Here is a 23819-nt window from a genome sequence, read left to right as displayed (position 1 = left end):
GTGTCGCAGAGCGTGAAGCGGGCCGCAGGCATCCTCGACTCCATCGCCGCCCAGCCGAAGACGGTGGCGCAGCTGGCGGAGGAATTCGGCATCCATCGCTCGACAATGTTCCGCGAGTTGCAGACGCTGGAGCAGGTGGGGTTCGCGCGTCGCCGTCACGACGGCACGTACGCGCCCGCCTTCCGCCTCGCGGTGCTGGGCGCGGCGTCGCTGGAGAGTCTCGACCTGCGCGAGGCCGCCCACGGCGCGGTGCGCCGGCTGCACCGCGCCGTCGGCGACACCGTGCACGTCGCGGCGCTCGTCGACGACGAGATCGTGTACGTCGACAAGGTGGAGGATGCCGGCCGCGTGCGCTTGTACTCCCGCGTGGGCTCGCCGGTGCGGCCGCAGTGCAGCGCGCTGGGCAAGGCGATCCTCGCCGGCCTCCCCGTCACCCGGCGCGACGACGTTCTCGCCGGAGTCGAGTGGCGCCGTTACACCGACCGCACGATCACCACGCGTGCCCGGCTCGACGCCGAACTCGAGCGGGTCGCCCACCAGGGGTGGGCGGCAGACGACGGCGAGTTCGAGGCGGTTGTGAATTGCGTCGCGGTTCCGATCACGAGCTCTGCGGGCGTCGTTGGCGCGTTGTCGCTCACCGCGCTCCGGGTCGTGCACGACCTCGGCGAGCTCGAGACACGACTGCCGTTGCTCCGCGAAACCGCAGGGCGCATCTCGCGCGAACTCGGTTAGCCGAGCACACGCATCCGCTTCAGCTGCGCACACGAGAACCACCACAGAAGGGAAAGTCACCATGACGAAGACCGCGATCCGCACCACGAATGCTCCGCAGCCTGCCGGGCCCTACAGCCAGGGCATCGTGGCGAACGGATTCCTGTACACGGCCGGATTCGGGCCGCAGGACCCAGCGAACGGGGGAGCGGTTCCTGACGGTGTCGCCGAGCAGACCAGGCAGGTGCTGCGCAACGTGACCGCCGTCCTCTCCGAGCGTGGTCTGACCCTGAACGACTGCGTGAAAACGACTGTGCACCTGGCGGATCTCGCCGACTTCGCCGAATTCAACGAGGCGTACCAGGAGTTCTTCGCCGAGCCGTACCCGGTGCGCACCACTGTCGGGTCGCAGCTCGCGAACATCCTGGTCGAGATCGACGTGGTGGCGGTGCTGCCGGCGGAGTGACCGCGCTGAGCACGGTGCCGACCACCTAACAGCATCCGGCACGCGGTCAAGGCCTGCCGGCGGCGGTGCCGTGGTCGCTACTGTTCAAGCATCCGGAAAAGTCGAAGATGAGGGGATGCGCACGTGAGCGAACGGCAGTTCGAGCTCTCCGACAAGCGGCGAATGGGCATCACCGCCGCAGGCAATCCGTTCGCATCGCGGTGGGTGCTGTTCTGTCATCCAGCCCCGGGAGCCGGCGGCTTCGACCCGGACCCGCTCGTCACCGACACGTGCCCGCTGGACATCCTGTCGTTCGACCGGCCCGGGTACGGCTCGTCCGACCCGTGGACGGTGCCCCCGCAGCCGTCGCCGCAGCGCTGGGTGCTCGACGTGCAGGAGTTCCTCGAGACCTGCCGCACCGACGCGGAGTCCATCGGCCACGCCGCCTATCGCGACCTGGCTGTGTTCGGGTGGCGGGAAGGATGCATCTACGCGGCAGCGCTTGCGGCAGCGCTCGGAGATCAGGTCTCTGCGGTGGCCTTCGTCGAGCCGATGACCCTCAGCCAGGCCGCCCGGTCGCTTGCGGAGAGCGACGCGTGGGACGTGGACCGGCTGATGCCCGGCATCGACAGTGACGCGGCCTCCGAGTTCGCCGGGCTCCGCTCTCGGCTGCAACGGATGCTCGCCATCGCGCGCGAACAGGGCGAGGCCGGTCTAGATGCGGATCGCGCCGCCGTCAAACAGCAGGTGCTGGACGAGAGCCTGGACGCGATCCGGGCGTCCGCGCTCATCCTCACCAGCGACACGAAGGAGCGGAGGTCCGCCGCGAACCGGTACGCGAAGCGGTTGCCCGATGCGCGGATCGAGGTGGCCGACACGCCCGTGCCGATCGCCGGGCGCTGGTCGCGACTCGTCGAGTATTTCGAGAGCTAGGCCCCGTCAGCCGCTCAGCGGTCGCGGTCGTCCTTGGCGATCTCCTCCGAGGTGCCTCCGGTGCCGGCTTCGGGATTACCGCCGAACTCGGCCGGCAACCTGCCCTGCTGCGACAGCGAGCCGCGGCGGCGTCTGCGCACGATCGCGATCAGGATCAGCAGGATGCCGACACCGGTGACGATCGCGGATCCGATCGTGAGCGACGTCTCCCAGACCGCGTTGTTGAGCGCGGTGTCTTTGCCTGGCGTGCCGAATCCGAAGAAGAACATCGCGATCACGCCGATCACGGTGAGCACGATCCCGACCACCAGAAGCGCGATGCCGCGCGTCGGCTTGGTCATTCCGGATTCGGTCATGATTCACCCTTCGCCGTCGTCCTTGTCTACGGACGGTGCCCGGCGCGGTGCAGGGGTTGACACGGGCGATCGGGTGTCCCGGGCCCGCTTAGCCGGGAACCACCCAGCACGGCCTTCTATCTTCAACTCATGCGCGACCTCGACTGGGACGGATGCCGGAACGTCCGCGATCTCGGCGGCCTCCCCACGCCGCTCTCACGCACCGGCACCACGATCGCGGGCCGCATCGCCCGAGGTCCCCGCCGCGAACTGCTCACGGATGCCGGGTGGGTCGCGGCCCAGAGCTGGGGCCTGCGGTCGGTCGTCGACCTTCGCAACGAGGGCGAGATCGGCCGCCGGGAAACGGATCCGATGGCCGAGCCCCTTGAAACTCTCTCGATCGTGCATGCACCGACCGAGGACCAGGGCCACCCGGAGTTCCAGGCGGTGTGCATGCCTATTCTCGACTCGCCCGAGTACTGGCGGCACAATCTGCGCATCCTGCCCGGTCACGTACGAGGTGCGCTGGTCGCGGTCGCCTCCGCGAGGCCGGGCATCCTGATGCACTGCTCCGCGGGTCGTGATCGCACGGGCATGATGAGCGCTCTCCTGCTTGCCAATGCGGGGGTGAGCGCTGACGACATCCTCGCCGACTACGCGGCCTCGGTGCGGGCCATGGCCGGCACGGCCTCGCACGCAGTACCCACGAACGACCGACAGGCGTCCTGGACGCCCGCGCAAGTGGATGCCTGGCTCACCGAGGTCGAGCCGTTCGTGCGAGCGTTCGTGGCCGACATCGACGAGGCCTTCGGCCTGCTAACAGTGGACGAACCGACTTGTGTGGCGCTGTGCGGCCTCCTGACCGATCAGACCTGATCGCAGGTCGGAGCGAGCCGCCGTTCCATTGCTGACAGGATGGTTCGGTGCTCTACCCACCCGAGAAACGAGTCCTCGACGCGGCGTTGCATCAGTCCGAGCAGTTGATCGGGGATCCCAATCACACTGTGGCCGCGGCGGCGATGGACACGACCGGTCGCATCTTCACCGCTGTCAACGAGTACCACTTCACCGGCGGCCCATGCGCCGAACTCGTCGTGCTCGGAGTCGCCGCGTCTGCGGCTGCCGGACCGCTCACGACGATGGTGGCCGTCGGCGACGAGGGGCGCGGCGTGATATCGCCGTGCGGCCGTTGCCGGCAGGCGCTGCTGGACCAGCACCCCGATTGCCTCGTCATCGTGCCGCACGGGCACGAGCTCACGACGGTTCCGATTCGTCACCTGCTCCCATACGCATACGCCGGGCCGGAGGCGAGCCCGGAGCGCTTCATCCGCTTCAGCCCGCGCTACTACGACGCGGTCGCATCCGGACGCAAGACCGCCACGACCCGATTCGACGATCCGTGCGCGCCGGGGCCGGCCTGGCTCGTGTTCGAGTTCGATGACGGCTACAAACGACTCCCGGGAATCGTCGAATCGATCGAGACGAAGCGCCTCGACGAGCTCACCGACGAGGATGCCCGCCTCGAGGGCGGAGGAACGGCCGACGACCTGCGCGCCGGGCTTCGTGGTCACTACCCAGGCATCCCAGAGGACGCGGCCGTCGACTTCGTTCGCTTTCACCTGCGGTAGTCCAAGGCGAGCCTGGCGACCGGCGTACCCTTGAGCCATGCGTTCCCTGCGTTCGACTTCGTGGTGGTGGCTGCAGTAGCAGCCGGTTGACGCATGTTCGCGGGCTGCACGGCAGCCCGCGTTGAGTTCGCGGCGGATCCATCCGTGCAGCCCTTCTTGTGGAGGGATATCAGATGGACTCATTCGTAACGACTCGTTCACGGATGCCGGCACTAGAGGATCGGATCCGCGAGCATCCGTCGAGCTTCCGGATGCTCACCGGCGAGCGACCGACCGGCCTGCTACATCTCGGTCACTACTTCGGCACGATCCGGCAACGCGTGCGGCTGCAGAGGCTCGGCGTCGAGACCTTCGTCGTGCTCGCCGACTACCAGGTCATCACGGATCGCGACACCGCAGCGAGCGTCGCCGACAACGTTCGCGAGGCAGTCCTCGACTACCTCGCCGCCGGCCTCGATCGCCATCGGACGACGATCTTCACGCACTCGGCGGTGCCCGCTCTCAATCAGCTGATGCTTCCGTTCCTGAGCCTGGTCACCGAGGCGGAGCTGCGCCGGAATCCCACCGTGAAGTCGGAGCAGCTCGCATCCGGCAGGGCGTTGAGCGCACTGATGCTCACCTATCCCGTTCACCAGGCCGCGGACATCCTGTTCTGCAAGGGCAACCTCGTTCCAATCGGCAAGGACAACCTCCCGCATGTGGAACTCACCCGAACGATCGCTCGCCGCTTTAATGACCGGTACGGCGTCGTGTTCCCCGAGCCGGACGCCCTCGTGACGGACACACCGGAAATCCCAGGCCTCGACGGGCGAAAGATGTCGAAGAGCTACGGCAACGCGATCGCGTTGTCGATGACTCCTGAAGAGACGGCGGCGGTGATCCGGCGCGTGCGCACGGACAGCGATCGCCGCATCACCTACGACCCCGACCAGAGGCCAGGTGTTGCAGGACTGCTCTCGACCGCGGCGCTGTGCACGAGCTCCACTCCGGAGGCGGTGGCCGACATGATTGGCGAGAGGGGGAGCAGCGCACTCAAGCACTTCACGAGCGAGGCGGTGAACGCCTTCCTCGCCGAGCATCGCGCGCGCCGCTCCGAGTTCGCCGCGCAACCCGGTCTCGTCGAGGAGATCCTTGCCGCGGGCAACCGACGCGCGAATCGGATCGCCGACACGACGATGGACGAGGTCCGAGAGCGCATGGGCATGCACTACGCGAACCGGTCGTCGCAGATCGCCCATCGCACACCGCGCCCGGCGATTGAATAATGGACCCGTGGATGCCTGGAACGAGCAGATCGCCGGAGTCGTCACGTTCCCCGATGGCACGCGCGTACGCGGCCGAGGGCTCCACGAGGGAACGCCGGGCGGTGAGCTGACGCCTCTGTTCGGCCTGTACCTCACGGGCAAACCGCACGTGGAACCGGACTGGGAGTTCCGGTGGGTGCGCTGGCCGGACTTCCGTCTGCCGCACTCCACCGCGGAGGCGATCGGCGCGTTAGCTGAAGTGTTCCACCGGGCGGCCACATCGAAGGTGGAGATCGCCTGCGGAGGCGGTACGGGGCGAACAGGTTCGGCGCTGGCGATCCTCGCGCGGTTCAGCGGTATTCCGAGCGGGGATGCGATCGCCTGGGTGCGGACGAACTATCGGCCGCGTGCTGTGGAGACATTCCGGCAGCGACGTTGGGTGGAGCGCACGCCGATCTGAGGCACCTCGCGGGTGTCCGCGCCTGTGCACGTGCCCGGCGGGAAAGAAACCCGTCCGGCCGGGAAGACGCCCAACCGCAGTGTCCCGCGTGCGCTGCGAGATGATGGATCGCCGTGCGCCGCGCAGCCGAGGTGGTGAGCGAGGCCGCGGCCGGACCGAGAGGAGTCGCCGTGAGCCGCAGCGACCGCATGCATGCCGTGACCGATGAGACGGTCGTGCTCGTCGACGCGGTGCTCGCCTACGCGAGGGAACGGATGCTCTCCACCACCACTCCGCTCGATCACACCGCCACCGAGCTCGAGCTGCGGGAGCGGTCAGGGGCGACAGTCACCGAGGGTGGCATCGGTGCGGAACGAGCGCTCGAGGTGTTCGCGGACGTGCTGGCGCCCGCCTGCATCACGACGGACCATCCGGATTACCTGTCGTTCATCCCGACCGCGCCCACCAAGGCGGCGACCGCGTTCGACCTCGTCGTGTCGGCCACCGCCGTCTACGGCGGATCCTGGCTCGAGGGGTCAGGCGCCGTGTACGCGGAGAACGAGGTGCTGTCCTTCCTTGCATCAGAGTTCGGCCTGCCCGAGAGCGCTGGAGGCGTCTTCGTGCAGGGCGGCACTCTCGGCAACCTCTCCGCCCTGGTGGCGGCGCGAGAGTCCGCAGCGGCCCGCGTCGCGAACCCGGGCGGTCGTCGGGTCGTCGTGTGCAACGCGGAGGCGCACTCGTCGATCGTCTCGGCAGCCAGGGTGATGGATGTCGACATCGTCACCGTCGATCCGGGACCGTCCGGCAGGCTGACCGGCGACGCCGTGCGCCCCGTGCTCGAGCGGCTCGGGGACCGCGTGTTCGCCGTCGTCGCCACCGCAGGTTCGACCAACTTCGGCATCGTCGACGACGTCGCATCCATCGCAGCGCTCAAGGACGAGTTCGCATTCTGGCTGCACGTCGACGGGGCATACGGCCTCGCGGGGATGCTGTCGCCGCTGGCGCGCCCGCTCTTCGCCGGAGTCGAGCGCGCGGATTCGCTCATCGTCGATCCGCACAAGTGGCTGTTCGCCCCCTTCGACGCGTGCGCACTCATCTACCGCGACCCCGAGGCGGGACGCCGCGCACACACCCAGCATGCCGACTACCTCGACACGCTCACTGAGGCGGCCGAGTGGAGTCCGTCGGACTACGCGGTGCAGCTGACCCGTCGCGCTCGTGGCCTTCCGCTGTGGTTCTCGCTCGCCTCACACGGCGCCGCGGCGTACCGGGACGCCGTGACCGTCTCCATCCTTCTGGCGCGCCGTATCGCCGACGAGATCGACTCCCGCGACGGGTTCCGCCTGGTGCGCCGGCCTCAGCTCTCGGTGGTCGTGTTCGAACGCGAGGGCTGGTCGAGGTCGGACTACGACGCGTGGTCGGCGCGGCTGCTACGCGATCAGCGCGCGTTCGTCGTGCCGAGCTCGCACGCGGGGCGCCCGAACACACGCTTCGCGATCCTCAACCCGCGCACCACGTTCGAATCGTTGGCGGGCATCCTCGACACGATGCAGTGACGCGCTCCGGCGGGAGTCCACCTGCCGCGATGGCCCAAGCGAAGCTGCTACGGCAACCGCGGCGTGCGCGGCGGCGTGGTGCGGCGCCGCCCGCTCGCCTCGAACGCGGCGGCGAGCGCGAGCAGCGCCGTGTCATCGTACGCACGGCCGGCGAACGTGAGCCCGACCGGCATACCGATGTCGCTCAGCGTGCCCATCGGCACGGTCACGGTCGGGATACCCAGGTGGCGCGGCACGAGGTTGCCGTTGGCGACCCACACCCCGTTGCGCCAGCCGAGGTCGGCCGAAGCCGGATTCACATCCATATCGGCGGGGCCGATGTCGGCGACGGCGGGGAACACCACGGCGTCGAGGCCGAGGGCGTCCATCCATTGCTCCAGATCGATGCGCCTCGTCTCCTCGAGCCCTCGCGCGCCCGCCTCCAGGTGCGGGATGTCGGTGAACGCCGCGTACGGATGCTCGCGCACCACTCGCGGGTACGTCGCGATGTCGTCGTCGAAGCCGGTGTATCGGTCGGGCAGCGCGCTCGCCGGCGCGGGGAAGATCTGTTCGCCGTCGACCGTGCTGAGATCGTGCAGTTCCGGATCTCCGTTGGCGGCGAGGAAGTCCTGCCAGGCCCAGGCAGAGAGGTCGACGATCTCGCTGTGCAGGAACTCGGGCGACACGAGGCCGCGGGTGAAGACGGTCGGAGCGCCTGGGCGGTCGCCCTCGTAGTTCGTGACGACGGGAAAGTCCACCTCCACCACGTGCGCTCCCGCAGCCTCCAGGTCGGCGCGAGCCGCGCGCCACAGCTCAAGCACGGACTCCCTCGTCTGGATGCGCTGCCCCGTCGAGCCCCCGATGCCCGGATGCCGGGCGGTGCCGGCATCCGGATCCGCATTGATGTACATGCGCGGCACGCCGAGGCGCTTGCCATGCAACGAGCCGCCCGCGAGCTCGGGGTACGACCTCGGCCGCACGGAGGAGGCGGCAGGGATCCGCACCCACGGCTGCGCCCGCCAGAAGTCGCCCCGTGTGTCGGGATCGTCGGCGACGATCACCTCGAGCACCTCGAGCAGATCTGCCATGGTGCGGGTGTGCGGCACGACGACGTCCATCGTGGGCACCAGCGGCCAGTTGCCGCGCACGGAGATGATGCCGCGCGAGGGAGTGTACGCACACAGCGCGTTGCACGACGCGGGCGCCCGGCCAGACGACCATGTCTCCTCGCCGAGCCCGAACGCGGCGAAACTCGCGGCGGTGGCCGTTCCCGACCCGTTGGACGATCCCGAGCCGAACGCGCTCGTGAGCCAGTCGGCGTTGTAGGGGCTCTCGGCACGGCCGTAGAGGCCGCGCTGCATGCCCCCGTTGGCCATCGGAGGCATGTTCGTCAGGCCGATGAGCACGGCTCCGGCGGCGCGTAGCCGCTCGATCGTGAACGCGTCGTGCTGCGCCAACAGATCCGCGAACGCCGGCGAGCCGGCGGCCGCGGTCAGCCCGCGTGCCAGGTAGCTGTCCTTGGCGGTGTACGGGATGCCATCCAGCGGCCCCAGCGTCGCTCCCACCGCTCGCCGCTCGTCGCTTGCGCGGGCATCCGCGGCCGCCTCGGGATTGCGTACGACCACCGAGTTCAATGCCGTGGCGGTGCCCGGAGCATCGTAGGCGTCGATGCGGTTCAGGTACGCCTCCAGCAACTCGACAGACGTCGTGTCGCCGGATTCGAGCGCCGAACGCAGCGTCGCGATGGATGCCTCGACCACGTCGAACATGCTCGGTTCCGTCTCCGATCTCGCCTGCGTCAGCCCTTCGCGCGACGTGGGGAGCGCTTCGGTGCAGGCCCCGCGGCATCCGGCTGCGGCTTCAGTCGCACGAGCTGCGTCGTACTGCTGTCATCGAGCTCGGCGATCTCCGGGCGGGACTTGATGAAGTCGGAGAACGACCGGTAGCCGAGCTGCTTCTCGCTGAACGAGGGATCCATGCGCTTGATCTGCGATTTCACCGCGGAGGAATGCAGCCACTCCGAGTCGTCCTTCTCATGCCCGATGCGCAAAGCGCGATCGAGGAGGCCCGTCGCCTCCTCCTGACGATCACGGCCGGCGTCGTCAGCGTCGTCGAGCTCGGCGCTCTCGAGATCCGCCCGCGCGTCGAGCTCGGCGCGTTCCCGCGCAGTCGCTGTCTCCCGCTTCGACGTGCCGGCCTTCGCCGCCGACTTCGCCTTCGGCGAGCGCCCCGCGGGGGACTTGGCGGATGTCGCGGCCGGAACCTCGGCGCCATCTGCCTCTCCGGACTCCTGGGCCGCTCCGGACTCCTCGGCCGTCTTCGTCGCCTTCGCCGGCGGCGTCGGCCGCTCCACTCCGGGCAGCGCGTCGTACGTGTAGAACTCGTCGCACGCCGCAGCCAACGTGCGGCTGGTCGATCCCGCGACGCCGATCCCGACCACGTAACGGCCGAGCCGCTTGCAGCGCTGGGCCAGCGGAACGTAGTCGCTGTCGCCGGCCACGATCACCACGTGCGTGAGATCGGGCAGACGGAACATGTCTTCGACGGCGTCGACGGCGAGACGGATGTCTGCACCGTTCTTCGCGTACGCCGCCGCCGGGAACAGCTGCACGAGGTCGACCGCGCGGCCGACCAGCTGGTGCCGGTACTCCGCGTTCACCGGTGCCGACCAGTCCGCGTACGCCCTGGTGAGCACCAGCGTGCCGAAGGACGCCGCGAAGTCGATCACCGCACCCACGTCGACCGTCGAGGCATCCAGCTTCGCGGCAAGCGAGGCATCCGCCGTCTCGTCTGGCGTGAACTGCCGCACCCGGTCGCGCTGGAACGAGTTGCGCCCGTTCACCTGGTCGTAGCGCGAGATGACGATGTTGTCGAAGTCGATGTAGACGGCGACGCGGCTTTCGGTGGTATCGGCCATGGGCTTCCTTCCGCTGACCGCTGCGTGGGCCGCGGCACGCTCCGAGCGTAGCCCGCGACCGCGTGAACTCACCCCAGGCCGTAGGCGCGGGACGGCGTCAGCTCGTACACGAGACGTTCCTCCTCGGCCATGCGCGCAAGGAATGCCTCCTCGTCGAGCTCCTTTCCGTACCAGCTCAGCGGGCCCTCCGGCCGGTTCTGCATGATGCGGAACAGTCGCAGGTTCTGCTGCGGAGCATCCGGCCCGTCGAGCACCGTGACCGTGCCCTCGATCGTGAGGTACGCATACGCCTCGTCGAAGACGAACAGCGTGCACCGGGGGTCGCGGCGCAGCCTGCGCGTGCGCACCCGCCCCTGCGTTCCGCTGCTCCAGATGCGGCCATCGACGAGCACCACGCCGACTCGCACCGCCTTCGGCATGCCGTCGCGGCCGTTCGTGATCATCGCCGCCGCGTGGTGGCCTTCGAGAAAGGCGCGTTGCTTCTCGTCCAGTTCCATGACTTCCAGCCCCTCGACTTCGCTATCGCGGCTTCGCCGCTCAAAGGCTCACTCGGCTCGGCACCGCGAGCACGCTCGCGGTGCTCTCACCTCAATCGCCTCTACAGCCGAAATGGCGGCCTCAGCCCGGCGAACATCGGAAAGTGCCTCACGTTCAGGGTCGCAAGTTCCGCACCACGGACATCCGCCGTCGCCGCGATGAGGTAGTCGGCGATGCCGATGCCCGAATGGCTTCGCCGGTACGTGCGCATGAACTCGCCCGCGCGTCGAGCCACCACCTCGGTCACCGGCTCGACGTGCAGAGCGCCGACGAGTGCCCACACGTCCCGACGCTCTTCGGAGCGCATTCCGCCGGTGAGCTCCGTCAGCGTGACTGCGCTCACCATGAGCGGTCCTCTGACGCGCACAGCGCGCAACCATTCGCGAGCGCGCTCGTGACCCCGCAGGTGGGCGATGAGTACATCGGTATCGATCAGGATCACGCGTCGTGCCAGATCTGCTCGAGGTGCCGTTCGCGCTCTCCCGATTCGCGCTCGGGGTACTCGATCTCGGCCAGAGACCCGAAGGAGACGTCGATCGCCCCCAGATCGGCGGCGAGATCGCCGTCTCCACCGGCCAGCCCGCGATCGATCAGGCGCCGCACGACCTCGGCCCGGGAGACGCCTTCCTCGGCGGCAAGCCGGTCGAGGGCGCTCGTCTGCTCATCATCCAGGTAGATGTTGGTGCGGTGCATACACCACAATATACACCGGGGTTCAGAACGACAGCACGTCGGATGCCATGATGCGTCGCAGCGTACTCGCTCCGAGTTCGCTCATCGCCGGGTTGCTCCCGCGGTAGTACCAGACGAGCCCCATGGCCTGCTCGAACGCCCAGGCTGCGCCGCGCGCCCACTCCAGCGCTTCATCGTATTCTCCGGCTTCGTCACCACCTTCGAAACCGATGCCCGACCGCAACGCCGCACGCAACTCACTCCGTGCGGGCTCCTCGAGCAGGTGCCACGCCGCGACGAGATCGAGCGCGGGATCGGCCGGCTGGAAGCCGCCGACGTCGAGCACTCCGGCGAGGCGCCCGTCTCGGACGAGCAGATTGGCGGGGATCAGATCGGTGTGCGACATCACATCGGGCGAGCGTCGCGGCAGACGGCGGAAGATCGCCCATGCCCCACGCAAGGCGGCGACGTCGAGTAAGCCCCCGCTGTTGTCGAAGCAGGTGGCCATCCATTCGTCGTGCGCACGCAGGTCGCCACCGCGGCCTGCGCCGCGGAACGACCGGCCATTCACGGGCGCCGCGCGGAGGTCGCGGATCAGGGCGGCGATGTCGCGGGCGAACCCGGTCGCGTGCGCCAGGGCATCCGGTGTCCCGAGCTCACCGTCGATCCACGTCGTGATGCACCACGGGCCAGGGTAGCCGTGACCCGGCTCGCCGATCGCGATCACGGTGGGAGCCGGAACGCGCGTGGCGAGCGCGAACTCGTGCGCGGAATCCGCTTCGCGGTGCAGGGCGGCGAGTGCGGCATCCGGATCCTCGACGACGAGCGGCAGCCTGGCTGCAAGGTCGTCGCCGATGCGGAACAGGGCGTTCACCGTGCCGGAGCCAGGAGCCGGGCGCACCGGGAGCGCCGCCCAGCGCGGAAACTGCTCCGCAACGAGTGCCGCCACGATCGACGCGTCGATGTCGAGCTGACCATCGTGCATCCGGGAAGAGACGACGCCGTCGCGCGCAGCATCCGTCATGCTACGCCAGCGTAGGGCAGGCGTCCGTGTGCCAGGGTGGGCGCATGGCGCTCATCCATCACGCAGAACTCGTTCCGTCCAAGCTCGAGCTCCTGGCCGCCTGGTTGCCTTCGCAACCGTTCTGGCCGCAGGCGGCGAGCGCGCAACTCGAACGCATCGCCGCGTATCGCTTCGACGATCCGGCAGGCAAGGTCGGCATCGAGACGCTGCTCGTTCGCTGCCAGGCACCGACCGCAGCCGTGACGCTCCAGGTGCCGCTGACCTACCGCGAGGCGCCGCTGCAGAACGGGGAGGCGGCGTTCATCGGCAACACCCACCACAGCGTGCTGGGCACGCGGTGGGTGTACGACGCCACGGGCGATCCTGTCTACATCGCCGAACTGGTGCGCGCGGTTGTGACCGGGGACCGGGAAGTCGAGCAGTACTACGAGGAGAACGGCGAGCGCACGGTGAAGCCCGGCGATGCGCACGTGCGCGGGAGTGGACATCCGGATGCCCCGGTGCCGGCTACGCCCGCTGATGCGTCGTCGCTCAGGTGCGAGAGCGATGTCGTGTCGACCGTCGTGAACGCGGGTGACGTGCGGGTGCGTCTGGTGCGCGATCTCGGAGCGCAGCAGGCCGGGCAGCCGCAGGACGGCGATGGTCTGCTCCTCGGCGACTGGGCCGGCGCCAGCGGAGCGCTGCTCGCCGTGGTCGGTCGCTGAGCGGAGGGCTGCTGCTTTCGTGGACGAACTGGCCGACCCGAAGCACGAGAACCGCCGGTTCACGGTCGGCCACTGAGTGCCCGGCCGCTCCGGCACGTCCACCACCCACGTTCAGGTCGCGAAGACGGCCCTTATGCGGTGGGAGTAGGGGCCGTCTGCGCGACCTGAATCGGGGGTGACGCGGGCGGCGGTCCTAGACTGTGCTGCGCTCGGGGCGAGCACTTGCACAACCGATTGAGTTTGTTGAGCGGCCCAGCCGCGAACACACCGGGAGGGTCGTTGACGCAGCCGACGAGTCGTGGTCCCGAGCCTGTCCGGTTCGGACCGATCGGCCGGCTCGGCGCGACTGCCGCGCGGCATCCTTGGGTCACTCTCGTGTGCTGGCTCGTGGTCGTGGCGGCAGCGGCGGCCACGGCGCTCGGCGGAATCGGCGGGCAGACGCTGTTCGATCGCCTGGCCGGATCGGTCCCGAGCGTGCACGGCGAGAGCTCTGCCGGCGCCGACCGGCTCGCGTCGAGCTCCGGCAAAAGCGTCACGCTGCTGATCCGCGGCGTCGATCTCTCCGATCGCGAGGTCGCGACGCGGACGAACGCGCTCGCCCGCGATCTGGCCGCGCTGCCGGAGACGACCGTGGCCGACCCGCTCGCCGCGCCCGGCGGCATCCAGAACCCGCAGGTCGCGCCTCTCGTCGCGAAAGACGGCAGAGGCGTCCTGATCACGGCGACCGTTGCCGCGGCGGCCGGCCACTCGGCGTCACAGGCCACCGTCGACGACGTGCAGCGGCTGATGGATGCCGCCGCCGACGATCTACGCACTGCCCACCGGGGCGCGACGGTCGCGGTCGGGAGCACTCAGCTGCTCACCGACTCGCTGATGTCGATCAGCGAGAGCGACCTGCGACGCGGAGAGACCGTCGCTCTGCCCATCGCGCTGCTCGTCATGCTCATCGTGTTCGGTGGGTTCATCGCGGCCGGGCTCCCGCTGATCGGCGCGGGCGCGTCAATCGTCACGTCGCTCGGCGTGCTGCTTGCGTTCACGTACGTCACCGACATCGCGAACACCGTGATCAATGTCGTCACTGCGGTCGGCCTCGGTCTCTCCATCGACTACGGACTGCTCGTGGTGAGCCGCTTCCGTGAGGAGTACCGGGCGGCGGCCGGGCGCGATAGCGCCACTACGGAGCGATTGCGCAAGCTGTACGGGCGCGATCACGACGAACCGGCGCAGCACCGCGCGATCAGAATCGCCGCGGTCGCCTCCGCGCTGGATCACGCCGGGCGCACCGTGCTGTTCTCCGGCACGACGTTCGCGATCGCCAGCCTCGGGCTGCTCGTCTTCGAGCCGACGTTCGTGCATGCCGTGGGAATCGCCGCGATCGCCGTCACGGTGATCGCCATGCTGTCGGCGACAACACTCATCCCGGCGATCATCGGCCTCACCGGGCAGAAGCTGCTGAGGCCCGGCGCGCTCACCCGGCTGCCCTGGCTCGGCCGGTCCATCACGCGGTTCGGCGACGTCGCGCCGGCGGAGGGCTTCTTCTCCCGGCTCACCCGCCGTGTGCAGCGGCATCCCGCGCTGGTCACGCTCGGCTGCGTGGTCGTGCTCCTGCTGCTCGGCAGCCCGGTCGTCACACTCGCTCTGGCCAACACGAGCATCGACGCCGTGCCGCGGTCCTCCAGCCAGTACACGTTCGAGACCACGCTGACCGACGAATTCCCGGATGCCGCACCCGCCCGCGTGCAACTGGTCACGACGACCCGTCAGCATCTCGTGGACTGGACGCGCGAGGTGACGAAGCTCGCACACGTCGACTCGGTGCAGCAGCCGCAGAAGTCGGGCGAGTCGTGGACCGCCCGAGTCGAGGTGAACCCGCGCGAGGGGGTCGAGGTGGTACGGAGCATCCGTGCCGATCCGCCGCACTTCGGCCACTGGGTCACCGGCATCGACGCCGGAACCGTCGATCTCGCCGACTCGCTGGTGCGCGGCGCCCCGTGGGCGATCCTCATCGTCGCGGCCGGCACCATCGCGTTGCTGTTCCTCATGACCGGTTCACTCGTCGTCCCGTTGAAGGCGCTTCTCGCCAGCGCGCTCTCGCTCGGCGCATCGCTCGGGCTCCTCGTCTGGGGCTTCCAAGACGGCGCGTTCGCGGGCATCCTCGGCTTCGACGCCGGGCGGGTGTACGGCGTCGACGTGATCGTGCTGCTCCTCGCGCTGGCGTTCGGCTTCGGCCTGGCGATGGACTACGAGATGTTCATCCTCTCCCGCATCAAGGAACGGGTGGATGCCGGCCTGCCGGGTCGCGAGGCGATCGCCCTCGGATTGCAGCGCTCGGGTCGCATCATCACCTCAGCCGCACTCATCATCATCGTGGTGTTCGCGGGGTTCGCCACCGGCGACCTGATCATCATCAAGCAGCTCGGTGTCGCCCTCGCCTTCGCCGTGTTCATCGACGCGACCCTGGTGCGCTGCCTTCTCGTGCCGGCGTTCATGACCTGGCAGGAGCGCATCATGTGGTGGGCGCCGCGCTGGATGAAACGCGTGCACGCCAAGATCGGTATCGCCGAGAGCTGAGCGCATGCTCAACCGACACCGTCGTGGAGCGCCTCCAATGCGATCGTGACCGCGAGGACGAACATCGTCACGGCGATGAGCACGTCGAGCACGCGCCAGGCGACGGGGGAGCGGAAGAGCGGGCCGAGCAGGCGGGCACCGAACCCGAGTGCGGTGAACCAGATGGCGCTACCGAGTGCGGCGCCCAGTGCGAACCACCAGCGGTTCGCGCCATAGCCGTTGCCGACAGTGCCCATCAGCACGACGGTGTCGAGATACACGTGCGGGTTGAGCCAGGTGAACGCGAAGCAGGCCGCGACGGTTGCCCACAGGCCGGCCGGACCGGAACCCGACGCAGGATCGAGCTCGCCTGGCCGGAACGCGCGCTTTGCCGCGAGCACCCCGTACAGCACGAGGAACGCCACGCCGACCCAGCGCACGATGGCGATCGCCCACGGCGCTGCGAGCACGAGCGCGCCGACGCCGGCAATGCCCGCGGTGATCAGAACCGCGTCGCTGCCCGCGCACACGATCACGATGGGCAGAACGTGTTCGCGACGCAGTCCCTGCCGCAGCACGAACGCGTTCTGCGCTCCGATCGCCACGATCAGCGAGAGGCTGAATCCGAGTCCCGCCAAGACGGTGCCGATCCCGGAGCCCGCCGACCCGGCATGCACGGATGCCTGCAGTTCGGTCGCCGCGGATACGAGCGAGATAGGGACGGGCACCCGACGACACTACGAGCATCCGAAGATGAAGTGAAGCTACTGTTTCTAATGCTGCATTAGCATAGCTTTCGATGGATCTAGACTTCGCGCAGCTCCGCGCCCTTGAGGCTGCCGTGACGCACGGCACACTGGATGCCGCCGCTCGCGCCCTGCACATCACGCCGTCGGCGCTGAGCCAGCGCATCCGTGCGCTGGAGGCATCCCTCGGGCGTGTGCTGCTCGTGCGCTCCAAACCCGTCACCGTCACGGAGTCCGGCGCCGCCGCGTTGCGCGTCGCGCGTCAACTGGATGCCCTGGCCGGCGCGCTGGCCCTCGACCTCGCAGGAGAGGAGGGAGGCCGGCGCTTGATTCCGCTCGGCGTCAACGCCGACTCGCTTGCGACGTGGGTGCTGCCGGCGCTCGCGGGACTCGAGGGGATGGACTTCGAGTTCCACCGCGAGGACCAGGACTACACGGTCTCGTATCTGCGTGATGGCACCGTCATGGCCGCCATCACGGCCGACTCGGCGCCGGTGCAGGGCTGCACGGCGGAGCCGCTCGGTGTGATGCGCTACGTGCCAGCGGCCGACCGCGAGTTCGCGGCCCGCTGGTTCCCGCACGGCGTCACCGCCGCAGCGCTTCGAGCTGCGCCGTATGTGGACTTCGACCGCAAAGACGACCTGCAGCACCGTTACCTGCGCAAGCACCGGGTCGGCGACGAGAGCCCGCCGCGGAATCAGGTGCCGGCATCCGCCGACTTCGTCACCGCCGTGCGGCTCGGGTTCGGCTGGGGCATGATCCCCACCGTGCAGCTGCCGCAGGCGGGTCAAGAGGTTGTGGTGCTCGACGAGCACGGCATCGACGTGCCGCTCTACTGGCAACAGTGGAATCTGCGCAGTCCCGCGCTCGACCGGGTGCGCGAGGCGATCCTCGCCGGCGCCACCGTGCTGCGGTCAGGCAGCTGAGACAGGCGTCAGCACGAACACCGGGATCTGCCTGTCGGTCTTCTTCTGGTAGTTCGCGTAGTCCGGCCAGACGGCGACGGCGCGCTCCCACCAGGCATCCCGCTCGGCACCCTCCGCCACGTGCGCGATGTAGTCGTGCCGCTCCGGGCCGTCCTGCAGCTCGACGTTCGGGTTCTGCACGAGGTTGTAATACCAGGTCGGATTCTTGTCGGCGCCGCCCTTCGAGGCCACCACCGCGTACTCGCCGTCGTGCTCGACGCGCATCACCGGGTTCTTACGCAGCTTGCCCGATTTCGCGCCGACAGAGGTCACGACGACGATCGGAACGCCGCGCAGCGTGTTCGCCTTCGCGCCACCGGATGCCTCGAACTCCTCGACCTGCTGGCGCGCCCAGTCGGACGTGCCCGGTTCCCATTCCCCCGTCAACGGCATGCCTATGCAACCCTCTCTGCTACTGAACCCAAGAACTCGACGGCGTGCAGCGGATCGGGCACACGCGCCGAGACGTATGCGGTGGTGAACCCGAGCTCACGGAGCTTGTCGAGCCGGCCGACGAACTCGTCGAGGTCCGCCCCCGGCGTGAACGCTGTCGTCGTGGTCTTCTCGACCGTGTCGTAGTCACGCTCCTCGACGTCGCACCAGTGACGCAGCACGTCCAGCTTGTGGGCGGCATCGGGCGAGCCGAAGATGTTGCAGGCATCCGCGTATCTGGCCACGAACCGGAGCGTCTTCTTCTCCCCGACGCCGCCGATCATGAGATACGGCCTCGGCTTGCTCAACGGCTGCGGCGAGTTGAGGGTGCGACCGAGGTGGTAGCGCTCGCCGTCATACGGGCCCTCGTCGTCGCTCCACATCTGCAGGCAGATCTGAATGGCCTCCTCAAGCCGCTCGAAGCGCTCCTTCGTCGGCGGGAACGGGATGCCCAGACCCTTCGACTCCTCCTCGTTCCAGCCCGCTCCGATGCCGAGTCCGGCACGGCCTCCGGAGAGCACGTCGAGCGTCGAGATCTGCTTGGCGAGGATGCCCGGCTCGCGGTAGATCACGCCCGTCACGAGCGTATGCAGCAGAACGCTCGACGTGTGCGCGGCGAGGAACCCGAGCGCCGTATATCCCTCGAGCATCGGCTTCTCCGCGGTGCCGATGTTGGGGATCTGCCAGAAGTGGTCCATCACGGTGATGCGCTTGACGCCGGCCGCCTCCGCCTCCTGCGCGGCTCGGGCGAAGGTGGCGCCCAGCTGCTGCGGCGGTATGTCCCAGGTGAAGTCGGCGATGTGGAATCCGATGTCCATGCGTCGACGTTATCGTGACTGCCGCAGACGCAAAGCGCGGGCCGGAGGGGACCATCCCTCCGACCCGCGCCGTTGTGGTGTGCTGCGTGCTGTTACTGCGCGCTGCGGATGTTCGTGGCCTGGGGGCCCTTGGCACCCTGCTCCACGTCGTACTCCACCTTCTGGTTTTCTTCGAGGTTGCGGTAGCCGCTTCCCTGAATGGCGGAGTGGTGGGCGAAGACGTCGGCCGAGCCGTCGTCGGGGGCGATGAAGCCGTAGCCCTTGTCAGAGTTGAACCATTTGACGGTGCCGGTGGCCATACGTCGTATTCCTTTTATTCATGTTCGAGAACCGCGAACTGCGGTTCCCCGTGCGGCTGCTGTGATGCTGCCGACGTTCTTGATGCCGTGCTAAACCCCACGGTACTGGGCGATGACCGGACAGGCGAAGGGATCTCGAGCCTGCAGCCCGACCCGGTTCAGGTAGGCGATGACGATGCCATAGGAGTTCAGCAGTGTCGTCTCGGTGTAGGGTACGCCGTTGGCGGCGCAGTGGTCGCGCACGATCCTTCGCGCGCGTGCCAGGTGCGGGCGGGCCATGCTGGGGAACAGGTGGTGCTCCACCTGGTAGTTGAGGCCGCCGAAGAGCATCGTCGCCCACCAGCCGCCGCTGACGTTGCGGGATGTCAGAACCTGCTTGCTGAAGAAGTCCAGCTTGGTGCCGGCCGGGATGATCGGCATGCCCTTGTGGTTCGGTGCGAAGGACGCGCCCATGTACACGCCGAACACCGCCAGCTGCACGCCAAGGAAGGCCGCGGCGATGCCCGGCGGCAGGAAGAAGAAGAGCAGCCCGAGGTAGAGCGCGAAGCGCGCAGCGAGCAACGTGATCTCGGTCTTGCGACCCTTCACCTGGCTCCGTCCGAAGAGGTGCCGGGTGGATGTCAGGTGCAGGTTCACGCCCTCCAGCGTGAGCAGCGGGAAGAACAGGTATCCCTGCCGGCGGGTGAGCATCGCCATGAGGCCGGTGCGTTTCGCCGCGTCTTCCTCGAGGAACGAGATCGTGTCGACGGCGATGTCGGGATCTTTGCCCACCTGGTTCGGATTGGCGTGATGCCTGGTGTGCTTGTTCATCCACCACGCGTAGCTCATACCCACCACGAAGGTGCCGATGTAGCGACCGAGCCGGTCGTTGGCGGGACCGGATCCGAGAATCTGGCGGTGCGCCGCCTCGTGCGAGAGGAACGCGAACTGGGTGAAGATCAAGCCGAGCACACCGGCCAGGATGAGCTGGTACCAGCTGTCGCCAAGAAGCACCATTCCGACGACGACGCCGGCCGTCGCAACGAAGAGGCACAGGGCGACCAGTGCGTAATAGGCGGGTGTGCGTCGCAGAAGACCTTGGGCCTTCACCGCGCGTGACACCTCTGTGTACGACGCGGCGACATCGACGCGTTCATCCGATCGGCGACGAGTCGCGCGCACCGCGCCGAGACGACCTTCGGGAAGAGCCGTCGCCGTCGACGGTGCTGCTGATTCCGGTAATGCGAGTGCGGCGGTTGAAGCTGCGATGAGTATGCCTGTCTGATAGTCGGCCGTCACGGCCATCTCTATGCCAAAGGCAAAACGCCGATCGCTGCTTCAAAGGCTACCGCCGCACTCATGCCTCAAACCGCAAGTGCCCTGGCAATCGTGACGTGTCGCCTGTCGACGGCTCCGGGGCGCGATCGGCAGAATGGAGCGCATGGCCACGCGAGAACTCCAAGTCGGATACGCCGCGATGCTCGAGCAGTTCGCTCCGATGGAGGTCGTCGAACTGAGCGCGCACGCCGAACAGCACGGATTCTCGGGGGTGATGGCCGCCGATCACTTCCAGCCGTGGGTGCCGACCCAGGGGCAGGCATCCTTCGTCTGGAACGTGCTCACCGCGATCGGCGAGCGCACGAAGGGCGATCTCGGGCCCGGCGTCACCACGCCCAGCTTCCGCTTCCATCCCGCGATCGTTGCGCAGGCGTCCGCCACGCTCGCCGCGATGTATCCGGGGCGGCACTGGCTGGGGCTCGGGTCGGGTGAGGCGCTCAACGAGCACATCGTCGGCGGCTACTGGCCGGAGGCGCCGGAGCGCATCAACCGCATGTTCGAGGCGATCGACATCATCAAGAAGCTGTTCTCGGCGTCGCTGGCCGGTAAGGATGCCAAGCACTCCGGTCAGTTCTTCAAGCTGGAGTCGACGCGGCTCTGGACCATGCCCGAGCACGCGCCGGAGATCCTCATCGCCACGGCGGGACCGGTGACCGCCAAGCGTGCCGGACAGAGCGTGGACGGTCTCATCACGGTCGGCGCACCGCTGGAGAAGATCAGCGGTCTGTTCGCGAAGTTCGATGAGGGTCAGCGTGACGCCGGCAGGAACCCGGACGACGCTCCGCGCGTGCTGCAACTGCACCTCAGCTGGGCTCCCACCGACGAGGAGGCCTTGGCGAGCGCGATGCACGAGTGGCCGAACGGGGGCATGAAGTTCCCGAAGGCCGACATCCGTTCGCCGTTCGAGTTCGAGCAGATCGCGAAGCTCGTGCGCCCGGAGGACTTCCAGGGGCGCATGGTGATCTCCAGCGACCCCGACGTTCACCGCGCCGCGATCCAGAAGTACGTCGATCTCGGTTTCGACCGGGTCTACCTGCACAACGTGGGCCGCAACCAGCGGGAGTGGATCGAGGTCTTCGGGCGCGACGTGCTGCCCAAGCTGCACCGATGACGGCCGCCGTACTCACCGCGTGGCCCGTTCCCGGCATCCGGGAGATCGTGCCTGGCGACGACCTCGCCGCGCTCGTTGGGGATGCACTGGAAGCGGATGCCCGCGAGAGGCCGGAGCGTGCCCTCCAGCCCGGCGACATCCTCGTGGTGACCAGCAAAGTGGTGTCCAAGGCCGAGGGTCGCGTGGTGGCGGCTCAGGACCGCGAGGATGCGATCACCGCCGAAACCGTGCGCGTCGTCGCGACGCGCGCCTACGACGGCGGTCTCACCCGCATCGTGGAAAACCGCCAGGGCGTCGTGGGTGCTGCCGCCGGAGTCGACGCGAGCAACGCACCGGACGGCGTCGTGCTGTTGCTGCCCGAGGATCCGGATGCCTCCGCGCAGGCACTGCGCGACGCCTGGAGTGCCCGCTTCGGCGTGCAACTCGGCGTGATCGTCAGCGACACCCTGGGTCGCACCTGGCGCATCGGTCAGACGGACGTTGCTATCGGGGCGGCAGGTGTGCGCGTCGTCGACGACCTTCGCGGGCAGACGGATGCCTCTGGCAAGCCGCTCGCCGTGACTCAGCCGGCCGTGGGGGACGAGTTGGCGGCGCTCGGCGACCTCGTGAAGGGCAAGGCAAGCGGATGCCCGGTGGCGGTCGTGCGCGGTGCCTCCCGCCTGGTGGTGGATGGCGAGGCGCCGTTCACCACCGGTCGCTCGTTGGCCCGTACCGGTCCTGGCGACATGTTCCGGCTCGGCACCGACGAGGCGCTCGCCGAGGGATACCGGCGCGGACTGGCGACCGGACTCGCGATCGCCGCGGGAGCAGAACCCCGGTGGACCGTCGTCATCCCTTTCAAGGGAGGCGACAGCGCGAAATCCCGGTTCGCGGATGCGGCAGGGATCGACAGAAGGCAGCTGTCGGTCGCATTCCTGACCGACACCATTCGCGCCGTTCGGAGTGCGGGTTATCCGGATCGGGTGCTCGTCGTTACTGCCGACTCGCGACTGTGCGACGTTCTCGGCGACTTGGCCGATTGCGTGATCCCGGACCCTGGAACGGGTCTCAATAGCGCGGTCACGGCCGGAGTGTCCGCCGCGTATGAGCGCTGGCCGTCGTCGTTTGTCGCCGTGCTGGTCGGCGATCTTCCAGCACTTCGGGCTGATGACCTCGACGAGGCATTGCGGCTCGCGGTGGATGCGGCGAAGGGCGGGCATCCGTACGCGTTCGTTCCCGACCACGACGGAACCGGCACCACGGCGATCACGGCGGCGCCGGGCGCCGCGGTCTCCTCCCGTTTCGGAATCGACTCCCGCCTCCGTCATGCGGAGGCGGGTTATCACGAGTTGGCCGTCCCGCAGGGCTCCACGTTGCGCCTCGACATCGACGACGCGTCGGCCCTGAACGAGGCTCGCGACCGCCTTGGGGAGGCGACCCGCGAACTCGTCGGCTGACCTCGCGGAGCTGCATGCGATGTTCGAGGTGATGCAAAATGCGCAATTTGCGGCACCTCGAAAATCGCTCGAGTACGAACGCCGGAAGTTGCGACGTCGCGACCGAGGGACGGGAGCGATGGATCGGCCAGAGGCCGCGTAGTCCTCAGCCGTTCGCGGCGTCGCGCCACTGGAGCAGTCGGTGCACGCTGTCCCAGTCGTAGTGCGGGGCACTGATCGAGAGCGTGTACAGGCGCGCGCCTAGCGAATGGAACTCGTCCAGCTCCGAGCGGGATGCAGTGCGCCCGGGCTCGACGGAGATCGTGATCTCGTCGCGGTCGCGACCGACGGTCTCGCACCAGCGGTCCAGCACACCGAGTTTGTGGCGCAGCGTGTCGGGGTCGGAGAAGCTGTGCCAGATATCCGCGTGCTCGGCGACGATGCGCAGGGTCTTGCGCTCGCCGCCACCGCCGATCAGTACCGGGATGTCGCGGGTCGGCGCCGGATTCAGCTTCTGCCAGCGCTGCTCGATGCGCGGCATGGCTTCGGCGAGGGCGTCCAGTCGGGAGCCTGCCGTGCCGAACTCATAGCCGTACTCGTCGTAGTCCCGCCGGAACCAGCCGGAGCCGATGCCGAAGATCAGCCGGCCGGTTCCTGGCGTTCCGTCCGGAGCGGGCTTCGCGCTGATGTGGTCGACGGTGCGGGCCATGTCGGCCAGCAGATCCGGATTGCGGTAGCTGTTGCACGTGACGAGCGGACCGATCTCGATGCGCTCGGTCTGCTCGGCCCACGCGGCCAGCATGGTCCAGCCCTCGAAGTGCAGCCCGTCACGTTCGCCGGAGAGCGGGTAGAAGTGATCCCAGTTGAAGGCGATGTCGACGCCGAGATCTTCCAGGCGCAGCAGAGTGTCGCGCAGGGTCGGGTAGTCGGCGTGCTGCGGCTGAAGCTGCACGCCGATGCGAACGGGGGCGTCCTGACTGGGCACGATTCTCCTGGTGTTCGAGCGAGCACGGGGGCGCTCGCGGATCGGATGTCTCGACGT

Annotated in this window: 26 protein-coding genes; 13 read left to right on the top strand and 13 right to left on the bottom strand. The window is 68.3% G+C overall.

Annotated elements, in window-relative coordinates; translation table 11 throughout:
- From ACYVI5_RS12740 to ACYVI5_RS12730, 3 genes are all read left to right on the top strand, one after another.
- Positions 1-732 (top strand): IclR family transcriptional regulator, encoded by a 732-nt coding sequence (locus ACYVI5_RS12740; RefSeq protein WP_460532599.1) that lies wholly within the window; start codon positions 1-3, stop codon positions 730-732.
- A 61-nt stretch (positions 733-793) separates the two neighbouring features.
- Complete coding sequence (locus tag ACYVI5_RS12735) at positions 794-1177, top strand: RidA family protein (RefSeq protein ID WP_460580485.1); 384 nt, start codon at positions 794-796, stop codon at positions 1175-1177.
- 123 nt (positions 1178-1300) lie between these two features.
- On the top strand, positions 1301-2089 hold the full coding sequence (locus tag ACYVI5_RS12730) for a hypothetical protein (RefSeq protein ID WP_460580484.1): 789 nt from the start codon (positions 1301-1303) through the stop codon (positions 2087-2089).
- 14 nt (positions 2090-2103) lie between these two features.
- Here the strand turns inward: ACYVI5_RS12730 and ACYVI5_RS12725 are convergent, their stop codons facing one another.
- Positions 2104-2445, bottom strand: a complete 342-nt coding sequence (locus ACYVI5_RS12725) for an Asp23/Gls24 family envelope stress response protein (protein ID WP_460580483.1) — start codon at positions 2443-2445, stop codon at positions 2104-2106.
- Positions 2446-2574: 129 nt separating this feature from the next.
- On the opposite strand from ACYVI5_RS12725, the gene ACYVI5_RS12720 reads away from it, so the two are divergent.
- The 5 genes from ACYVI5_RS12720 to ACYVI5_RS12700 all read left to right on the top strand — a co-directional run bounded on the left by ACYVI5_RS12720 (position 2575) and on the right by ACYVI5_RS12700 (position 7291).
- Positions 2575-3300 carry a tyrosine-protein phosphatase gene (locus ACYVI5_RS12720; protein ID WP_460580482.1) on the top strand — a complete coding sequence of 242 codons (726 nt, stop codon included), beginning with the start codon at positions 2575-2577 and terminating at the stop codon, positions 3298-3300.
- A gap of 47 nt (positions 3301-3347) precedes the next feature.
- A complete protein-coding gene (locus ACYVI5_RS12715; RefSeq protein ID WP_460580481.1) occupies positions 3348-4052 on the top strand; it encodes an ASCH domain-containing protein in 705 nt (234 codons plus the stop codon).
- A 173-nt stretch (positions 4053-4225) separates the two neighbouring features.
- The gene (gene trpS, locus ACYVI5_RS12710; protein WP_460580480.1) at positions 4226-5317 is read left to right on the top strand and encodes a tryptophan--tRNA ligase; all 1092 of its coding nucleotides are present in this window, start codon (positions 4226-4228) and stop codon (positions 5315-5317) included.
- A 7-nt stretch (positions 5318-5324) separates the two neighbouring features.
- Positions 5325-5756 (top strand): protein-tyrosine phosphatase family protein, encoded by a 432-nt coding sequence (locus ACYVI5_RS12705; protein ID WP_460580479.1) that lies wholly within the window; start codon positions 5325-5327, stop codon positions 5754-5756.
- A 188-nt stretch (positions 5757-5944) separates the two neighbouring features.
- Positions 5945-7291, top strand: a complete 1347-nt coding sequence (locus tag ACYVI5_RS12700) for a pyridoxal phosphate-dependent decarboxylase family protein (RefSeq protein ID WP_460580603.1) — start codon at positions 5945-5947, stop codon at positions 7289-7291.
- A 47-nt stretch (positions 7292-7338) separates the two neighbouring features.
- Here the strand turns inward: ACYVI5_RS12700 and ACYVI5_RS12695 are convergent, their stop codons facing one another.
- From ACYVI5_RS12695 to ACYVI5_RS12670, 6 genes are all read right to left on the bottom strand, one after another.
- Positions 7339-9039, bottom strand: coding sequence for an amidase (locus ACYVI5_RS12695; RefSeq protein WP_460580478.1), 1701 nt, complete (start codon positions 9037-9039; stop codon positions 7339-7341).
- A 29-nt stretch (positions 9040-9068) separates the two neighbouring features.
- A complete protein-coding gene (locus ACYVI5_RS12690; protein WP_460580477.1) occupies positions 9069-10187 on the bottom strand; it encodes an NYN domain-containing protein in 1119 nt (372 codons plus the stop codon).
- Between the two features lie 68 nt (positions 10188-10255).
- Positions 10256-10684: a pyridoxamine 5'-phosphate oxidase family protein gene (locus tag ACYVI5_RS12685; protein ID WP_460580476.1), complete on the bottom strand. Its 429-nt coding sequence runs from the start codon at positions 10682-10684 to the stop codon at positions 10256-10258.
- 101 nt (positions 10685-10785) lie between these two features.
- A complete protein-coding gene (locus tag ACYVI5_RS12680; RefSeq protein ID WP_460580475.1) occupies positions 10786-11166 on the bottom strand; it encodes a PIN domain-containing protein in 381 nt (126 codons plus the stop codon).
- On the bottom strand, positions 11163-11417 hold the full coding sequence (locus ACYVI5_RS12675; RefSeq protein WP_460532635.1) for a ribbon-helix-helix domain-containing protein: 255 nt from the start codon (positions 11415-11417) through the stop codon (positions 11163-11165). The genes ACYVI5_RS12680 and ACYVI5_RS12675 overlap by 4 nt, the downstream gene beginning before the upstream one ends.
- Positions 11418-11439: 22 nt before the next feature.
- The gene (locus ACYVI5_RS12670; RefSeq protein WP_460580474.1) at positions 11440-12420 is read right to left on the bottom strand and encodes a protein kinase family protein; all 981 of its coding nucleotides are present in this window, start codon (positions 12418-12420) and stop codon (positions 11440-11442) included.
- Positions 12421-12464: 44 nt separating this feature from the next.
- Between ACYVI5_RS12670 and ACYVI5_RS12665 the strand changes: the two genes are divergently transcribed.
- Together ACYVI5_RS12665 and ACYVI5_RS12660 are read left to right on the top strand one after the other, a co-directional pair.
- A complete protein-coding gene (locus tag ACYVI5_RS12665; protein WP_460580473.1) occupies positions 12465-13124 on the top strand; it encodes a CG0192-related protein in 660 nt (219 codons plus the stop codon).
- 279 nt (positions 13125-13403) lie between these two features.
- Positions 13404-15695 carry an MMPL family transporter gene (locus ACYVI5_RS12660; protein WP_460580472.1) on the top strand — a complete coding sequence of 764 codons (2292 nt, stop codon included), beginning with the start codon at positions 13404-13406 and terminating at the stop codon, positions 15693-15695.
- Between the two features lie 8 nt (positions 15696-15703).
- Here the strand turns inward: ACYVI5_RS12660 and ACYVI5_RS12655 are convergent, their stop codons facing one another.
- A complete protein-coding gene (locus tag ACYVI5_RS12655; RefSeq protein WP_460532842.1) occupies positions 15704-16324 on the bottom strand; it encodes a LysE/ArgO family amino acid transporter in 621 nt (206 codons plus the stop codon).
- 149 nt (positions 16325-16473) lie between these two features.
- On the opposite strand from ACYVI5_RS12655, the gene ACYVI5_RS12650 reads away from it, so the two are divergent.
- Positions 16474-17346, top strand: a complete 873-nt coding sequence (locus ACYVI5_RS12650) for a LysR family transcriptional regulator ArgP (protein WP_460580471.1) — start codon at positions 16474-16476, stop codon at positions 17344-17346.
- On the opposite strand, the gene ACYVI5_RS12645 is transcribed toward ACYVI5_RS12650, so the two are convergent.
- The 4 genes from ACYVI5_RS12645 to ACYVI5_RS12630 form a co-directional block, all read right to left on the bottom strand.
- Complete coding sequence (locus ACYVI5_RS12645) at positions 17335-17778, bottom strand: nitroreductase family deazaflavin-dependent oxidoreductase (RefSeq protein WP_460580470.1); 444 nt, start codon at positions 17776-17778, stop codon at positions 17335-17337. The genes ACYVI5_RS12650 and ACYVI5_RS12645 overlap by 12 nt on opposite strands.
- Positions 17779-17780: 2 nt before the next feature.
- Positions 17781-18635 (bottom strand): LLM class F420-dependent oxidoreductase, encoded by an 855-nt coding sequence (locus ACYVI5_RS12640; RefSeq protein ID WP_460580469.1) that lies wholly within the window; start codon positions 18633-18635, stop codon positions 17781-17783.
- A gap of 92 nt (positions 18636-18727) precedes the next feature.
- The gene (locus ACYVI5_RS12635) at positions 18728-18934 is read right to left on the bottom strand and encodes a cold-shock protein (RefSeq protein WP_460532656.1); all 207 of its coding nucleotides are present in this window, start codon (positions 18932-18934) and stop codon (positions 18728-18730) included.
- 90 nt (positions 18935-19024) lie between these two features.
- Positions 19025-20023, bottom strand: coding sequence for a fatty acid desaturase family protein (locus tag ACYVI5_RS12630; protein ID WP_460580468.1), 999 nt, complete (start codon positions 20021-20023; stop codon positions 19025-19027).
- Positions 20024-20354: 331 nt separating this feature from the next.
- Between ACYVI5_RS12630 and ACYVI5_RS12625 the strand changes: the two genes are divergently transcribed.
- Both ACYVI5_RS12625 and cofE read left to right on the top strand, forming a co-directional pair.
- Positions 20355-21362, top strand: a complete 1008-nt coding sequence (locus ACYVI5_RS12625) for an LLM class oxidoreductase (RefSeq protein WP_460580467.1) — start codon at positions 20355-20357, stop codon at positions 21360-21362.
- The gene (gene cofE, locus ACYVI5_RS12620; protein WP_460580466.1) at positions 21359-22798 is read left to right on the top strand and encodes a coenzyme F420-0:L-glutamate ligase; all 1440 of its coding nucleotides are present in this window, start codon (positions 21359-21361) and stop codon (positions 22796-22798) included. Before ACYVI5_RS12625 ends, cofE begins: the two co-directional genes overlap by 4 nt.
- A 145-nt stretch (positions 22799-22943) precedes the next feature.
- On the opposite strand, the gene ACYVI5_RS12615 is transcribed toward cofE, so the two are convergent.
- A complete protein-coding gene (locus ACYVI5_RS12615; RefSeq protein ID WP_460580465.1) occupies positions 22944-23762 on the bottom strand; it encodes an LLM class F420-dependent oxidoreductase in 819 nt (272 codons plus the stop codon).
- Positions 23763-23819 lie beyond the last annotated feature (57 nt).

The sequence above is a fragment of the Humibacter ginsengisoli genome, assembly GCF_054780095.1.
Note: the sequence above shows the minus strand (reverse complement) of the source record. Positions and strands in the feature narration are given on the sequence as shown.

Excerpts from the sequence above, each read along its gene's own strand:
- ACYVI5_RS12735 (WP_460580485.1), top strand. The coding sequence starts at position 794 with ATGACGAAGACCGCGATCCGCACCACGAATGCTCCGCAGCCTGCCGGG.
- ACYVI5_RS12725 (WP_460580483.1), bottom strand. The coding sequence starts at position 2,445 with ATGACCGAATCCGGAATGACCAAGCCGACGCGCGGCATCGCGCTTCTG.
- ACYVI5_RS12720 (WP_460580482.1), top strand. The coding sequence starts at position 2,575 with ATGCGCGACCTCGACTGGGACGGATGCCGGAACGTCCGCGATCTCGGC.
- trpS (WP_460580480.1), top strand. The coding sequence starts at position 4,226 with ATGGACTCATTCGTAACGACTCGTTCACGGATGCCGGCACTAGAGGAT.
- ACYVI5_RS12700 (WP_460580603.1), top strand. The coding sequence starts at position 5,945 with ATGCATGCCGTGACCGATGAGACGGTCGTGCTCGTCGACGCGGTGCTC.
- ACYVI5_RS12695 (WP_460580478.1), bottom strand. The coding sequence starts at position 9,039 with ATGTTCGACGTGGTCGAGGCATCCATCGCGACGCTGCGTTCGGCGCTC.
- ACYVI5_RS12690 (WP_460580477.1), bottom strand. The coding sequence starts at position 10,187 with ATGGCCGATACCACCGAAAGCCGCGTCGCCGTCTACATCGACTTCGAC.
- ACYVI5_RS12685 (WP_460580476.1), bottom strand. The coding sequence starts at position 10,684 with ATGGAACTGGACGAGAAGCAACGCGCCTTTCTCGAAGGCCACCACGCG.
- ACYVI5_RS12675 (WP_460532635.1), bottom strand. The coding sequence starts at position 11,417 with ATGCACCGCACCAACATCTACCTGGATGATGAGCAGACGAGCGCCCTC.
- ACYVI5_RS12670 (WP_460580474.1), bottom strand. The coding sequence starts at position 12,420 with ATGACGGATGCTGCGCGCGACGGCGTCGTCTCTTCCCGGATGCACGAT.
- ACYVI5_RS12665 (WP_460580473.1), top strand. The coding sequence starts at position 12,465 with ATGGCGCTCATCCATCACGCAGAACTCGTTCCGTCCAAGCTCGAGCTC.
- ACYVI5_RS12650 (WP_460580471.1), top strand. The coding sequence starts at position 16,474 with ATGGATCTAGACTTCGCGCAGCTCCGCGCCCTTGAGGCTGCCGTGACG.
- ACYVI5_RS12645 (WP_460580470.1), bottom strand. The coding sequence starts at position 17,778 with ATGCCGTTGACGGGGGAATGGGAACCGGGCACGTCCGACTGGGCGCGC.
- ACYVI5_RS12640 (WP_460580469.1), bottom strand. The coding sequence starts at position 18,635 with ATGGACATCGGATTCCACATCGCCGACTTCACCTGGGACATACCGCCG.
- ACYVI5_RS12635 (WP_460532656.1), bottom strand. The coding sequence starts at position 18,934 with ATGGCCACCGGCACCGTCAAATGGTTCAACTCTGACAAGGGCTACGGC.
- ACYVI5_RS12625 (WP_460580467.1), top strand. The coding sequence starts at position 20,355 with ATGGCCACGCGAGAACTCCAAGTCGGATACGCCGCGATGCTCGAGCAG.
- cofE (WP_460580466.1), top strand. The coding sequence starts at position 21,359 with ATGACGGCCGCCGTACTCACCGCGTGGCCCGTTCCCGGCATCCGGGAG.